We start from the raw sequence: 15,168 nt of genomic DNA, 5'->3' as shown, positions 1-15,168 counted from the left end.
ATGAACAAAACAGTAAATATAAACTTAGGAGGTATGTCTTTTCACATTGATGAAGACGCATATTTGAAACTAACTCGTTATTTTGACGCTATAAAACGATCATTAAACAATTCGTCTGGTCAGGATGAAATTATTAAAGATATCGAAATGCGTTTTTCTGAACTATTAACAGAAAAACAAAAAAGCGAAAAACATGTTGTGGGATTGAAAGACATTGACGAGGTGATTGCTGTTATGGGACAGCCAGAAGATTACATCATTGAAGACGAAGGAAAATCAAGCCAGTCTTTTAATGATTACAGTAACAGAAAGCATAAAAAATTATACCGTGATAAAGAAAAAGGTATGGTTGGCGGTGTTGCTACCGGTTTAGGACATTATTTCGGAGTTGACGCTGTCTGGATCAAAATCATTTTCCTAATATTTGTTTTCGCAGGTTTCGGAACTGGAATTTTAGCTTATTTTGTACTTTGGGTTGTAACTCCGGAAGCGATTACAACCTCTGAAAAACTGGAAATGACGGGTGAGCCGGTAACCATTTCGAACATTGAAAAAAAGGTACGTGAGGAAATCGAATCGTTGTCTGATAAATTTAAAAATGCAGATTATGACGCAATGGGAAACCAGGTAAAGTCGGGAGCTGAGAGAATAAGTAGTTCATTTGGAGACTTTATAATGACGGTTTTTAAAATCTTCGCAAAGTTTTTAGGCGTAATCCTGATCATGTCCGGAATTAGTGTTCTGATCATGTTATTGATTGGTGTGTTTACTTTAGGAACCAATGTTTTTGTTGATTTTCCTTGGCAAAACTTTGTAGAAGCAGGAAACTTTACCGATTATCCGATATGGTCATTTGGTTTGTTAATGTTCTTTGCTGTTGGAATTCCGTTCTTCTTTTTGACCCTTTTAGGTTTCAAATTGTTATCTCCAAACTTAAAATCTATCGGGAATATTACCAAATATACTTTGTTAGCGATCTGGATTATAGCAGTTGCCATTGCCATCAGCATCGGAATCAAACAAGCTACTGAAATCTCCTACGACAATAAAACGGTAGAGAAAAAAGCAATCAATATCAGTCCAAAAGATACTTTGTTCATCAAATTCAAATACAATGATTATTACGCAAAAGATTTGAATCATTACAGAGAATTTGAATTCGTACAAGATTCGGCCAACCACCAATTATTATATTCAAATGATGTTCGTTTGCACGTTTTACATACGGATGAAGCTGCTCCTTTTCTTCAAATAGAAAAAAGTGCCAGAGGAAATTCGTTTATTTCTGCCAAGCAAAGAGCAGAAAAAATCAATTATAAGTTTCAAATCACAGGAAATCATTTAATTTTGGATAATTATTTTCTTACGGATGTAAAAAACAAATTCAGAGGTCAGGAAGTAGATGTGTTTTTATACCTTCCGGAAGGGCAATTATTCAAACCGGACGCTTCTGTACAAGATTATGATGATTCAGAAGATGATTTCTTTAACCTGCACTTTAGTGGTAATTACAACTATAAAGTAGAAGGTTCAAAAATCAAATGCCTGAATTGCCCATCAGAAGAAAATGATTATGATGATGTAGAAGAAGAAACTACTGCTGATAATGATACCATAAATGAAGTTTCGGTTAAAATTAACGGAAAAGAAGTTTTAAACGGAAAAAAAACTAAAGGAAAGCTAACCACTGACAAAAACGGAGTTATAATCAAAATTAACTAAGCCATGATAAAAATAATCATTCATATTACAAAATTCGTCGTTGCGACCATTACCGCTTTATTGTTTGCTTCTTGTAACTTTAATGGAAACTCCATTGAAGGAAGCGGAAATGTTACAACTGAAAAAAGAATCGTTCAGGGAGATTTTACAAAAATATCCGTAAGCAACGCGATCGATTTAGTAATCGAACAAGCCGATGCAACTGAAATTGTTGTGGAAGCGGATGACAACTTACAGAAAGAAATCACTACTAAAGTTGAAAACGGAACTTTAATCATTAAATGTAAATACAGTTCTTTTAGAGATGTTACCAAGAAAAAAGTAACTGTAAAAATGCCTAAAATTGACAGGATAGAAGCTTCAAGCGCTTCTTCTGTAGTAAGCACAGGCATTATTGAAGGGATGGATATTGATTTGGAAACTTCAAGTGCCGCAACTATGGATGTGAAGCTGGAATCTGACAATATTACGGTTGATACCGGCAGCGGAAGTTCGGTGAGAGTGGAAGGAAAAGCTCTGAAAATCTCAACTTCAGCCTCAAGCGGATCTACTATCAATGCACAGAAATTATTGGCAAATGATGTTACGGCAGAAGCTTCAAGCGGAGCTAATGTAAGCGTTCATCCAATTGTAAGCCTGAAAGCTGAAGCCAGCAGCGGAGCAAGTATCAATTATGACAGTACACCAAAATCAATTGAGAAAACTGCGAATTCGGGAGGAAGTATCAGCCAGGGGTAAAGAATATTTATCTGTTAAATATAAAAAAATCATTCATCGAAAGTGGATGATTTTTTTATATTTGTGAAAATCAAATCCAGCATTAATGAAAAAAAACACAGCCCTACTCCTATTATTATTGGTTACCACATTCACTTTTGCCCAAAAGAGAGAAAAAATAAAAGGATCTAAAATCGTTACCACTTCTATAAAGGAAGTCGGGGAATTTGATGGTATTGAAGCCGACGATAATTTAGAAGTTTATTTAGAAAGAGGAGAAAAAAACGAAATCAAAATCGAAGCCGACGACAATCTTCACGATATTATCGGAATGGATCTAAGAGACCGTACACTTCGTTTGTATACCTCAAAAGAAAGTTCCATTTTTAAAAAATTGATTGTCCGTGTGACCTATACAAAATCACTGAAGAGTGTTATTGCTAAAAATGAAGCTGCTATTTACGCCATTCAGGAACTTCAGCTGGACGACATTACCTTTAACAGCTTTGATTATTCAAAATTATTCCTGAATGTAAATTCGAAAAAATTCTCCCTGATAGCTGATGACAAATCAAAAACGGAATTAAACGTAAAAGCAGAGGATGCTAATTTACAATTAAGTAAAAACGCTTCTGTCAAAACATTGGTTTCTGCGATAAAATTCAAATGTGATTTGTATCAGAAAGCAGTGGCTACTATTGAAGGTATTGCTGAAAAAGCAACCATTCGCCTAGACAACAATTCTGTTTTTATCGGAACAAAATTCACTTTAAAAGAATCGAATGTTACTGTTGAAAATTATGCAACGGCGAGTATTTTAGCAGAAACTTCTATTTCGATAGCCGCTGGAGACAAAGCAGAACTTTCTCTTTTTGGAAATCCAACGATACAGCTTACCCGTTTTTCTGAAGAAGCTAAACTGATTAAGAAGATAAAGTAGAATTTAGTATTCAGTCGCAGTTTGCAGTCGCAGTTTTGAGTTTTCAGTGTGAAACTTTATAAATTAAAAAAAGCAAAAGTCCCAATCGTAAAAAACTGATTGGGACTTTTTTTATTTTATTGTCTTGTCCAAATTCCAACAAGCTGAGAGTGCGACTGAGAACCGAGACTGAAAACTGAAAACTTACTCTTTAGCTGCCAAATATCTTTCAGCATCCAGGGCAGCCATACAACCTGTACCTGCAGCCGTAATCGCCTGACGGTATACATGATCTGCAGCATCACCGGCTACAAAAACACCTGCAATATTGGTATTAGAAGTTCCCGGAGTATTGATGATATAACCGGTTTCATCTAAATTTAGGTAATCTTTAAAAATATCGGTATTTGGTTTATGCCCAATAGCTACGAAAAATCCGGTTGCAGGAATTTCAACAACTTCAGCAGTAGTTTTGTTCAAAGCTTTTATCGCATGTACCACATTTCCGTCTCCTAATACTTCAACAGTATCGTGATTCAGTAAAATTTCGATGTTTTCGGTTTTGCGGACACGGTCTTCCATAATTTTAGAAGCCCTGAATTTTTCACTTCTTACCAACATCGTTACTTTTTTACAAAGTTTAGATAAGTAATGCGCCTCTTCACAAGCAGAATCACCAGCTCCAACAATTACCACTTCCTGATTGCGGTAGAAAAATCCGTCACAAACAGCGCAGGCAGAAACTCCTCCACCCATTTGTAAATAATGTTGTTCTGATGGTAATCCTAAATATTTAGCTGAAGCACCTGTAGAAATAATAACCGTTTCACAATGTAATTCGATTGAATCGTTAATCCATACTTTATGAATATCTCCTGAAAAATCAACTTTAGTAGCCCAGCCATCACGAATATCAGAGCCGAAACGTTTGGCTTGTTCCTGCAGCTGAATCATCATTTCAGGTCCTGTAACTCCATCAACATAACCCGGGAAATTCTCCACTTCATTTGTTGTAGTCAACTGACCACCCGGCTGCATTCCCTGGTATAAAACTGGATTCATATTAGCTCTGGCAGCATAAATAGCAGCGGTATATCCCGCAGGACCAGAACCTATAATTAGGCATTTAATTTTTTCGATAGTATCTGACATAATAGAATTGTGTTAAATTGATGGTGCAAAAGTAAGTTTTTATTGTTGGATTTCAGAAGCCAGATAATCAGTTTTTGCTATTCTAAAATAGAGAATCTAAAATAGATATAAAATAAAAAAATCCTTTCTGCAGATACAGAAAGGATTTTCGTCGGGGTGGCAGGATTCGAACCTGCGGCCTCCTGCTCCCAAAGCAGGCGCGATAACCGGGCTACGCTACACCCCGTAAGCGGGTGCAAATATATAACTATTTTTTGCTTATCCAAAACAAATTGAGAAATAAGAACTATTTTTAATTTCATAACCGGAATTTGAAAAATCCCGCAAAAACCTCCCAATTTCTTTTTATTAAAAATAAAATTTCATTTATGACACTTTTTAAGGTCAAACGAACCATTATCTACCTGACTTTTTCATAGCTGTTTTCTTTGAAAAACAAAAAACACATCCAATCAAACACCCACCAAACAGCGGTTAACCTAAGTTTCTTAAATGTTAACAAAATAGATTTTCAAAAACCATAAATAATTGTATTTTTACGGTTCAAAATTCAGAAAATAAATGGGCAAAATCATTGCGATTGCTAATCAAAAAGGAGGCGTTGGAAAAACTACAACATCGGTAAATCTTGCGGCCTCATTGGGTGTTTTAGAAAAAAAAGTATTATTGATTGATGCTGATCCTCAGGCCAATGCGACATCTGGTCTTGGGATTGATGTAGAATCAGTTGAGATTGGTACCTACCAAATACTTGAACACAGCCACACCCCTAAAGAAACGATTATAAAATGTTCAGCTGTAAATGTTGATGTGATACCTGCTCACATTGACCTTGTTGCCATCGAAATCGAATTGGTTGATAAAGAAAACAGAGAATACATGCTTAAAAAAGCATTGGAAAGTGTGAAAGATGATTATGATTTTATCATTATCGACTGCGCGCCTTCATTAGGTTTGTTAACCTTAAATGCTTTAACAGCGGCTGATTCTGTAGTTATTCCGATTCAGTGTGAATATTTCGCACTTGAAGGATTAGGAAAATTACTGAACACCATAAAAAGTATTCAAAAAATACATAACCCTGATCTTGATATTGAAGGATTGTTATTAACAATGTATGATTCAAGATTACGTTTATCCAATCAGGTAGTTGAAGAAGTTCAAAAACATTTTAACGATATGGTTTTTGATACCGTTATTCAACGAAATGTAAAATTAAGCGAGGCTCCAAGTTTTGGAGAAAGCATCATTAATTATGACGCAACCAGCAAAGGAGCAGTTAATTACATTAATTTAGCTCAGGAAATTATAAAGAAAAACAGTAAATAGTTTTTATGACAAAAGCAATTAAAAAACAAGCCTTAGGAAGAGGATTATCAGCATTATTAAAAGATCCGGAAAACGACATTACCTCAGTAGAAGACAAAAATGCTGACAAGGTTGTTGGAAATATCATAGAGCTTGAAATAAGTGCTATCGAAATAAATCCGTTTCAGCCTAGAAGCAATTTTAATGAAGAATCATTACGTGAACTAGCCACTTCTATTAAAGAACTTGGTGTGATTCAGCCTATTACTGTTCGAAAATTAGACTTCAACAAATACCAGCTAATTTCCGGAGAGCGTCGTTTACGTGCCTCTACCTTGGTAGGTTTAACGACGGTTCCTGCCTACATCCGTATTGCCAATGACAACGAATCGCTGGTTATGGCTTTGGTTGAAAACATCCAGCGTCATGACTTAGATCCGATTGAAATCGCACTTTCATACCAGCGTCTGATTGATGAAATTCAATTGACCCAGGAACAAATGAGCGAGCGTGTGGGTAAAAAACGTTCTACCATTGCCAATTATTTGCGTCTTTTAAAATTAGACCCTATTATTCAGACTGGTATTCGTGATGGTTTTATCAGCATGGGTCACGGCAGGGCAATCATTAATATTGAAGATTTAGATGTTCAGACAGATATTTACCAGAAAATAGTAAGTCAGAATTTATCCGTTCGTGAGACAGAAGCTTTGGTAAAAAATTATCATGAAGGCGAGAAACCAAAAGCGGAAGGAAAAGCAAAATCAGAATCTTCTTTTGAAATTGAAGAAGTTAAGAAAAGTACCTTCAACGAATATTTTGGTGCGAAAGTTGATATAAAAGTCGCTGGCAACGGTAAAGGAAAAATTACAATTCCTTTTAATTCTGAAGCCGACTTTAACAGAATTATAAAATTAATAAACGGGTAGTGAATAAAATTGTCCCCATAAGTCTATTGTTCTTTCTTATAGGAACCGTTTCTCTTTTCGCCCAGGCAAAAGAAGAGACGGTTTTAGTCGCTAAAGACACTACTAAGTTAGAGGAAATAGATCCGCTTACACCAGCAAAAGCAGCATTTTACTCTGCCATTTTACCTGGTCTTGGTCAGGCTTACAATAAAAAATATTGGAAAATTCCATTAGTTTACGGAGCTATTGGAACCAGTTTATACTTTTACCTCGATAACAATAAAAAATACAATAATTATCGCGATGCCTACAAAAAAAGACTGGAAGGCCTTCCTGATGATTATGCTTTTTTAGATGACAGCAGGCTTATTGCCGGTCAGAAATTCTACCAGAGAAACAGGGATTTATCTGCTCTGTTCGTTGTAGGTTTTTATGTTTTAAACATTATCGACGCCAATGTTGACGCGGCTTTAATTCAATTCAACGTAAACGAAAGACTATCACTGCGTCCGGAAATTTACCCTGATGACATGACATTCAGACCCAATGTTGGACTAACTTTTAATTATCACTTTTAATTAGATTGACTTTCTAGTTAAAATTCAAAAAATATACAAATGAAAATTGCGCTTTTAGGATATGGAAAAATGGGCAAAGTAATCGAAAGAATTGCTTTAGAAAGAGGTCATGAAATTGTTTTAAAGAAAGACGAATTTAACAGCTACGACGGACTTTCGACTGCTGATGTTGCTATCGACTTTAGTGTTCCTACCGCTGCCGTAGCCAATATTTCAAATAGTTTTCATGCCAATGTTCCCGTAGTATCAGGCACAACCGGCTGGCTGGAACATTATGATGAAATGATAGCGCTTTGCAATGAAAAACAAGGTGGCTTTATTTCCAGTTCGAATTTTAGTTTAGGGGTAAATATTTTCTTTGAACTGAATGAATATCTGGCCAAAATCATGTCTCAATTTGATTCCTATAAAGTGACGATGGAAGAAATTCATCATACACAGAAATTAGATGCCCCAAGCGGAACGGCGATATCATTAGCCAAAGGTGTTATTGAAAACAGCAATTATGCCAATTGGACATTAGAAGACGCAAAAACGAATGAAATTCATATAGAAGCCAAAAGAATTGGAGACGTTCCCGGAACTCATACCGTGACTTACGATTCAATTGTTGACAATATCGAACTAAAACATACGGCTCACAACCGTGAAGGTTTTGCTCTTGGAGCCGTTATAGCAGCGGAATGGCTGGCGGGCAAAAAGGGAATCTATAACATGAAAGATGTTTTAAATTTAAAATAAACTAATTTAAGGTTAAGGCAAAAACTCCATATTCAATATCTTAACCCGAACATTTAAACAAAATATTATGACACTATATCTTTGGTTTGTTTTTTTCCTGGCAGTACAGATTATCCATTTCTTAGGAACATGGAAATTATATCAGGCAGCAGGAAGAAAAAGTTGGGAAGCTGCAATTCCAGTATACAATTCAATTGTTTTAATGAAAATCATTGGCCGACCAACCTGGTGGACATTATTACTTTTCATTCCAATTATCAATCTGATTATGTTTCCGGTTGTTTGGGTGGAAACCTTAAGAACTTTTGGAAAAAAATCTTCTTTGGATACTTTTTTAGGCATTTTTACTTTCGGATTTTACATCTATTATGTGAACTACACCCAGAAATTAGAATATAACGCTAACCGAAAATTAACTCCTGAAAACAAAACTGCTGATACTGTAAGCTCCTTGCTTTTTGCTATAATTGTAGCAACATTAGTTCACACTTATCTGGTACAGCCGTATACAATTCCATCTTCATCGTTGGAAAAATCATTATTAATTGGTGACTTCCTTTTTGTAAGTAAAGTAAATTATGGTCCGAGAGTTCCTATGACTACTGTGGCACTGCCTATGGTTCATGATACTATTCCTTTTGCAAAAATAAAATCATATTTAAGCTGGCCTCAGTTGCCGTATTTAAGGCTTCCTGCCCTGCAAAAAATTAAAAACAATGATATTGTTGTATTTAACTGGCCCAGAGATACTGCTTACAATATGTACATTCCAGCTGATAAGTTTTATTACAAACCAATTGATAAAAAAACCAATTACGTAAAACGCTGCGTTGGAATTCCAGGTGACTCTTTACAAATTAAGGATGGTATTGTTTTTATAAATGGCAAAGAACTTATATTTCCTGAAAGAGCAAAACCACAATACTCTTACTCTGTAGGTTATGATGGCAAAACACCGATTGATTTTGAGACATTATTAAGAGAATTAGATATTACCGATGGTGCTGGTTTTACAGGTAAAAACAGAGACACTCTGTTTTTCAGAGCATTAACCCAGGCAAGTGTTGACCGACTAAAAAATGTTCCCGGAATTACAGGTGTAAAAAGACAAATCACTAAAGGTCCTGAAGATGGTATTTTCCCCGATTATCAGGATGGAAAACCATCTACTTCCAATAATTGGAGCTGCGATAACATGGGGCCTATATATATTCCGAAAGAAGGAGCAACGGTGGCTTTGACACGTAAAACGTTGCCGCTTTACAAAGAAATAATCTCGAATTACGAAGGAAATAAATTGCAGGTAAACGGGTCAGAAATTTTAATTAACGGAAAACCTGCCACTACCTATACATTCAAACAAGATTACTATTGGATGATGGGAGACAATCGCCATAATTCATTGGATGCGAGGTATTTTGGTTACACTCCCGAAGATCATATCGTAGGGAAACCTGTCTTCATCTGGTTAAGCTGGGACAGCAACGCAAAAGGAATTAATAAAATTCGCTGGAGCCGAGTATTCACAACTGTTGACGGTGAAGGACAGCCCCAATCTTACTTTAAGTACTTCTTAATTTTGCTTGCCCTTTATTTCGTTGGAGAATTCTTCTGGAGAAAAAGAAAAGAAAATAAAGCATAAAAAACGTTAATTCGTTGAACTGGCAAATCGTTTAATCGTTTCTTTAAAAGTACGATTAAACGATTTGCCGATTAAATATAAATCACAATGAACGCTCTACTACTTCCTACCTATTTTCCGTCAATCAGCCACTTTGCAGTGATGGCTCAATCTGAAAATATTACTTTTGAAATGGAAGATAATTTTCAGAAACAAACCAACAGAAACCGCGCTTATATTTACAGTCCAAACGGAATTCAGTTATTAAATATACCTGTTAAGCATTCTAAGGCACCACATCAAAAAACAAAAGAGGTGCGAATCGAGAATGAATTCGACTGGCAAAAACAGCATTTTAAATCCTTGGAAGCCGGATACAGAAGCTCTCCTTTCTTTGAATTTTTTGAAGATGATATTCGTCCTGTTTTCGAAAAACAACATACTTTCCTAATGGATTTAAATATGGAAGTTTTAGCTATTGTAACGAAGTGCCTAAGAATGAAATTAGAGTTCGGAAAGACCACGGAATATTTTGCAGAGACAGCAGGCAGTACTGACTTCAGATTTTTGGCCAACGGAAAAAAAGACCCCAATACATTTGAAAAATATACGCAGGTTTTTGATGACAAACATGGTTTTATAAACAATCTGAGCGTACTGGATTTGCTTTTTAACGAAGGTAAATTTGCAATGGATTATTTAAAAACACAAAAACTGCTATAACCAGATTCTATGTTTTTTTTTTGGAATTTGGAATTTGATATTTAGAATTTTCATTCCATCGAAAGCCTTGTCATAATAGGATAATGATCTGAATTTTCGAAATCAGAGAAACTTTGGAATTGTTTTACTTTCATTTTACTATCCGTAAAGATATAATCGATTCGCGCCGGATAATAGCGGAATTTATAGGTTGCCCCAAAACCCTGACCAGCCTCTTCAAAAGTATCTTTCAGCTTTCCTTTTATGTTTCTGTACACGTAAGAAAAGGGACTATTATTCATGTCTCCGCAAATAATAATCGGGCTTTTACATTGTTTAATATTTTCTTTAAAAATTTCAGCCTGCTCCTGCTGCTGTCGGAACCCTTTACTAATTCGGGTATAAATCAACTGTGATTTCTGTTGATTTACATTATCGATATTATCTGAAATATCATTGACATCCGGAGAAATTTTAATCGACTGCAGGTGCATATTATATACCCGTATAACGTCTTTACCGAGCTTTATGTCGGCATATATCACATTATTGTCTGATTTAGGAAAGATAATGCTGCCCTGATACAGAATTGGAAATTTCGAAAAAATGGCCTGCCCTGTTTTTATTTGATTACCGTCTATAAAAATATAACGATGCGGATACACTTTTAAGTCAATATGAGCAGAATTGGAATATTCCTGAATGCACAAAATATCAGGGTCTTTTTCGTCTATAAACGTTTTAATATTCGATGGAATATCATCACGGTCTAACCATTTAAACACATTAAAAAGACGAACATTATAGCTCATTACAGAAAAATCCTTCTCATCTTCTACATATTCCTTGCCGGAAAATTTATAAAATTTATTAATAAATGTAATCCCGGTCAGCAATACCAGACCAGACAAAATAAGACGCTTTTTAAACTGAATCGCCCAATAGAGGAAAAACAATCCATTCATCACAAAAAAGGCCGGCATAAACAGCGTCAGCACCGACAAAAGCGGAAAGCTTTTCGGGGCTAAGAAAGGTAAAACATAGATACTAAATGTCACTACAGTAAGTACTATATTCAAAAAGAACATCAATTTATTAAACCACGACAGGTTTTGCATGCTTTCTTTATTACAGGGATTATTTTCCAGCTTTAAATAAAAACTCTTTTTCTTCTTTGGTCAGACAATCATAACCTGACTGACTAATCTTATCTAAAATTTCATCAATTTGTTGTTGGGTTTTGTCTTTTGTAACAATTCTGGAAGTAACTTTTTCTGTAGGTTTTTGATAATTTTTATGAACTTTTTTAAATGGGGTCGAAGGGGATTTTTTGAAAATATTGGCAAAAAAATCTAATATTTTAGAAATTATAACACTTAAATCTGTTCCGTTTTGAAGCAATTTTATATACGCAAATCCAAAGAACGCTCCAGCCAGGTGTGAAATATGACCACCCATATTACCCAGTCGCAACTGCATTAAATCTAAAATTAAAATTACAGCGGTAATGTGCCATAATTTTACATTTCCTACCAATAATAAACGAACATTCATTAGAGGCTGATAGGTTGTCGTTGCTACTAAAATTGCCATAATAGCAGCCGAAGCCCCAACAATAGAAGCGGAATAATTTAAAAAATAATAGGTTAAAACAAAAATGATTCCGGAGAAAACAGCACTTAAAATGTACAATCCCAGATATTGTTTTTGTGTAAAAAAGGTTAAAAACAAATTACTGGCAAAATTTAAAACCATCATATTAAACAACAAATGCAGGAATCCATCATGAAAAAAGGCATAGGTTAAGAATGTCCACGGCTTAAATAAAAATACTTCAGGATCTGATGATAAAGCCAGCCAGCCCGGAAAAGCAAACTGCCCGATTGAAAATTGGTAAAAGAACACTAAGGAAATCAGAAAACAGGCTACATTCCAATAAATAACACGCATTGCGATACCACCTAATTTGTATTGTAGTTTCAAATCATCAAGAATGTTCATAAAGTTCTCTTTTGGTTTTTACAATTAATTATCTAAAGTTAAAAATTAATTCCAACGGTTTTTATTAAATTGATTTTTTTTCCAGTAAAGCATCATTAAAAAACCCGTAATCGCTCCACCTAAGTGAGCAAAATGGGCAACACCTGTACCACCGCTTCCAAATAAAGAATTACCTCTAAAACCTAAAAACAAATCAATTGCTAAAATTCCCGGAACAAAATATTTTGCTTTGATGGGAACCGGAATAAACATTAAAGCCAGCTCTGCATTAGGAAACATAAAAGCAAAAGCGGTCAACAGACCATAAATTGCCCCGGACGCACCAACAACAGTGCCCATATAAGCTCCCGTAAAACTTTCAAATTGTGAAACCGTTAGCAATTCCTGCCATCTCGTATCAATTTTACCTTCGTTTAAAAGTTGCAAAATAGCTGTTTTATTATAACCGTTCGCTATTAAGGTATTTATACTGTCCTGAAAAAAATAATAATTCACACCAGTATGTAATAATGCCGCTCCAAGTCCGCAGGAGATATAAAAGAACAGAAATTTTTTAGGACCCCAAAAATGCTCTAATGCCGATCCAAAGGAAACCATCGCGAACATATTAAATGCAATATGCAGGATTCCACCATGCATAAACATATGCGTGATTGGCTGCCAGGCTTTAAAACTTGGGTTTTCCGGAAAAAACATCGCGAAATATTCGTAAGAAACAGGTACCAATTGCGAACCAATGAAAAAGATAATATTGATTATCAACAATTGTTTTACTACAGGAGTCATGTTCATCATAAGGCAAACTTTTTATCTATATCTTCAACACGCATCGTGATGAAGGTTGGTTTCTGAAAAGGTGAAATATTAGGATCTTTACAGGCAAATAATCCGTTTACTAAATTATCCTGCTCTTTTTCGGTTAAATAAGATCCGGTTTTAACCGCTAAACTTTTGGCCATCGATTTGGCTATTGTATCATTTTGGCTGTAACTGCTCGCCGGAATTCCGTCCTGTAAGTCCGTTAGCAACTGTTCAATCACCAGTGACACTTCACTTTCTGTGATATTGACCGGAATTCCCGAAATTACGATATGATCGGCTTGAGCACCTTCAAAAACAAAACCTGTTGTTTCCAAAGAAGGTTTCAGTTCTTCAATCAATTCCATTTCTCCCGAAGAATAAAAGAGGTTCAACGGAAAGAGCAATTGCTGACTTGAAGCCTGATTAACAGTCATATTCAACAAAAATTGTTCGTATAAAATACGCTGATGCGCCCGTTGCTGATCCACAATCACCATTCCGGATTTTATTGGGGAAACAATATATTTTTTATGAATCTGATAGGTTTTCTGACTGGCCTGTTCCACATCCTCATCGTTAAATAAAGACGAAGTAACTTCTTCATTTTCGAATGTAAAAGGAGAACTTTCAATACTTTCCGTTTCTAAACCCACGTACAAACTTTCCCAACTGGCAGTTGGTTCCACTCTTTTGGAATAGCCGGAATAAGAACCTGATCCTGAACCAGAGCCGGAACTACTTGCGTAACTCGATCCTGATCCGGATTTAGAATAATGCTGGTTGGTTTTGTCGTCTGTAAACGGATTAAAAGTTCCATCTACCTGAATAGTTGGTGTCTCACCCTCTAAATCTTTATAATGATAAGGCGTATCCAAATTCGAGTCACGATCAAAATCTAATACAGGTGCTACATTAAACTGACCTAAACTATGTTTAATCGAAGCTCTCAAAATGGCATACAAAGCCTGCTCATCATCAAACTTGATTTCCGTTTTAGTCGGATGAATATTGATATCGATTGTATTGGGCGGTACTTGCAGATAAAGAAAATAACTCGGTTGCGAACCATCTTTCAAAAGTCCGTCATAAGCCGCCATTACAGCGTGGTGCAAATAACCGCTTTTAATAAAACGATCGTTTACAAAAAAGAACTGTTCTCCCCTGTTTTTCTTAGCAAATTCAGGTTTGCATACAAATCCCTGAATGTTTATGATTTCGGTCTCTTCGCTTACCGGAACCAGTTTCTCATTGGTTTTACCCGACATAATACCTACAATTCGCTGTCGGTATCCCGCAGCGGGCAAATTGAACATTTCGCTTCCGTTATGATAAAAAGTAAAATGAATATTGGGATGCGCCAGGGCTACACGCTGAAACTCATCCATCACGTGGCGAAATTCAACAGTGTCAGACTTTAAGAAGTTACGGCGTGCCGGAATATTAAAAAACAGATTTTTAACTGCAAATGAAGTTCCTTTTGGCAAAACCGCTACTTCCTGAGAGATAAATTTACTGCCTTCAATCACAATGTGTGTTCCCAGTTCTTCCTGATCCTGTTTGGTTTTCATTTCCATGTGGGCAATCGCAGCGATAGAAGCTAATGCTTCACCGCGAAACCCTTTGGTATGAAGGGAGAATAAATCTTCTGCCTGACGTATTTTTGAGGTCGCATGACGTGCAAAGCACAAACGTGCATCGGTCACACTCATTCCTGCTCCATTATCAATCACCTGAACCAACGATTTTCCGGCATCTTTAATAATCAATTTAATGTCGGTTGCTTTGGCATCAACAGCGTTTTCTAACAACTCTTTTACAACCGAAGCAGGTCTTTGAACTACCTCTCCGGCGGCAATCTGATTAGCAACGTGATCAGGAAGTAATTGAATAATACTTGACATTAAGAAATTTGGGTTTAAGGTTTTGTCCTCGATTTCAGCCAACTGGAAAATCTCAGATTGATATTGTTAATTTTTTCCGGTTTTAAAAACCAAGGTG

Annotated in this window: 14 protein-coding genes and 1 tRNA gene; 9 read left to right on the top strand and 6 right to left on the bottom strand. The window is 35.8% G+C overall.

Annotation, left to right across the window (positions count from 1 at the left end):
• The 3 genes from EV142_RS14120 (at position 1) to EV142_RS14110 (ending at position 3,379) form a co-directional block, all read left to right on the top strand.
• Complete coding sequence (locus EV142_RS14120) at positions 1-1,722, top strand: PspC domain-containing protein (protein ID WP_132036507.1); 1,722 nt, start codon at positions 1-3, stop codon at positions 1,720-1,722.
• Positions 1,723-1,725: 3 nt separating this feature from the next.
• Complete coding sequence (locus EV142_RS14115; RefSeq protein ID WP_132036506.1) at positions 1,726-2,460, top strand: head GIN domain-containing protein; 735 nt, start codon at positions 1,726-1,728, stop codon at positions 2,458-2,460.
• A gap of 85 nt (positions 2,461-2,545) precedes the next feature.
• Positions 2,546-3,379, top strand: coding sequence for a GIN domain-containing protein (locus EV142_RS14110; RefSeq protein WP_132036505.1), 834 nt, complete (start codon positions 2,546-2,548; stop codon positions 3,377-3,379).
• A gap of 183 nt (positions 3,380-3,562) precedes the next feature.
• Here EV142_RS14110 and trxB read toward each other — a convergent pair whose 3' ends face one another.
• Complete coding sequence (gene trxB, locus EV142_RS14105; protein ID WP_132036504.1) at positions 3,563-4,510, bottom strand: thioredoxin-disulfide reductase; 948 nt, start codon at positions 4,508-4,510, stop codon at positions 3,563-3,565.
• Positions 4,511-4,661: 151 nt separating this feature from the next.
• Positions 4,662-4,736, bottom strand: a tRNA-Pro gene (locus tag EV142_RS14100).
• 335 nt (positions 4,737-5,071) lie between these two features.
• Between EV142_RS14100 and EV142_RS14095 the strand changes: the two genes are divergently transcribed.
• The 6 genes from EV142_RS14095 to EV142_RS14070 all read left to right on the top strand — a co-directional run bounded on the left by EV142_RS14095 (position 5,072) and on the right by EV142_RS14070 (position 10,389).
• Positions 5,072-5,839, top strand: a complete 768-nt coding sequence (locus EV142_RS14095) for a ParA family protein (protein WP_132036503.1) — start codon at positions 5,072-5,074, stop codon at positions 5,837-5,839.
• A 5-nt stretch (positions 5,840-5,844) separates the two neighbouring features.
• Positions 5,845-6,747: a ParB/RepB/Spo0J family partition protein gene (locus EV142_RS14090; protein WP_132036502.1), complete on the top strand. Its 903-nt coding sequence runs from the start codon at positions 5,845-5,847 to the stop codon at positions 6,745-6,747.
• Entirely contained in the window at positions 6,747-7,304 is a 558-nt protein-coding gene (locus EV142_RS14085) for a DUF5683 domain-containing protein (RefSeq protein WP_132036501.1), read from the top strand. Before EV142_RS14090 ends, EV142_RS14085 begins: the two co-directional genes overlap by 1 nt.
• A gap of 39 nt (positions 7,305-7,343) precedes the next feature.
• The gene (gene dapB, locus EV142_RS14080) at positions 7,344-8,045 is read left to right on the top strand and encodes a 4-hydroxy-tetrahydrodipicolinate reductase (RefSeq protein WP_132036500.1); all 702 of its coding nucleotides are present in this window, start codon (positions 7,344-7,346) and stop codon (positions 8,043-8,045) included.
• 67 nt (positions 8,046-8,112) lie between these two features.
• Positions 8,113-9,687 carry a signal peptidase I gene (gene lepB, locus EV142_RS14075; RefSeq protein WP_132036499.1) on the top strand — a complete coding sequence of 525 codons (1,575 nt, stop codon included), beginning with the start codon at positions 8,113-8,115 and terminating at the stop codon, positions 9,685-9,687.
• A gap of 87 nt (positions 9,688-9,774) precedes the next feature.
• Positions 9,775-10,389 (top strand): WbqC family protein, encoded by a 615-nt coding sequence (locus EV142_RS14070; RefSeq protein WP_132036498.1) that lies wholly within the window; start codon positions 9,775-9,777, stop codon positions 10,387-10,389.
• Positions 10,390-10,439: 50 nt separating this feature from the next.
• On the opposite strand, the gene EV142_RS14065 is transcribed toward EV142_RS14070, so the two are convergent.
• Genes EV142_RS14065 through mutL form a run of 4 tightly spaced genes read right to left on the bottom strand, consistent with a single transcriptional unit; the run spans position 10,440 to position 15,071 of the window.
• Entirely contained in the window at positions 10,440-11,456 is a 1,017-nt protein-coding gene (locus EV142_RS14065) for an endonuclease/exonuclease/phosphatase family protein (RefSeq protein WP_132036630.1), read from the bottom strand.
• A 49-nt stretch (positions 11,457-11,505) separates the two neighbouring features.
• Entirely contained in the window at positions 11,506-12,369 is an 864-nt protein-coding gene (locus EV142_RS14060) for a rhomboid family protein (RefSeq protein ID WP_132036497.1), read from the bottom strand.
• Positions 12,370-12,414: 45 nt separating this feature from the next.
• A complete protein-coding gene (locus EV142_RS14055; RefSeq protein WP_132036496.1) occupies positions 12,415-13,164 on the bottom strand; it encodes a rhomboid family intramembrane serine protease in 750 nt (249 codons plus the stop codon).
• Positions 13,161-15,071: a DNA mismatch repair endonuclease MutL gene (mutL, locus tag EV142_RS14050; RefSeq protein WP_132036495.1), complete on the bottom strand. Its 1,911-nt coding sequence runs from the start codon at positions 15,069-15,071 to the stop codon at positions 13,161-13,163. The genes EV142_RS14055 and mutL overlap by 4 nt, the downstream gene beginning before the upstream one ends.
• Between the last annotated feature and the right edge of the window lie 97 nt (positions 15,072-15,168).

The organism is Flavobacterium circumlabens (assembly GCF_004345565.1).
Classification (GTDB): domain Bacteria; phylum Bacteroidota; class Bacteroidia; order Flavobacteriales; family Flavobacteriaceae; genus Flavobacterium; species Flavobacterium circumlabens.
The sequence above is the reverse complement of the archived record's forward strand: the minus strand, read 5'-3'. Positions and strand labels throughout refer to the sequence as shown.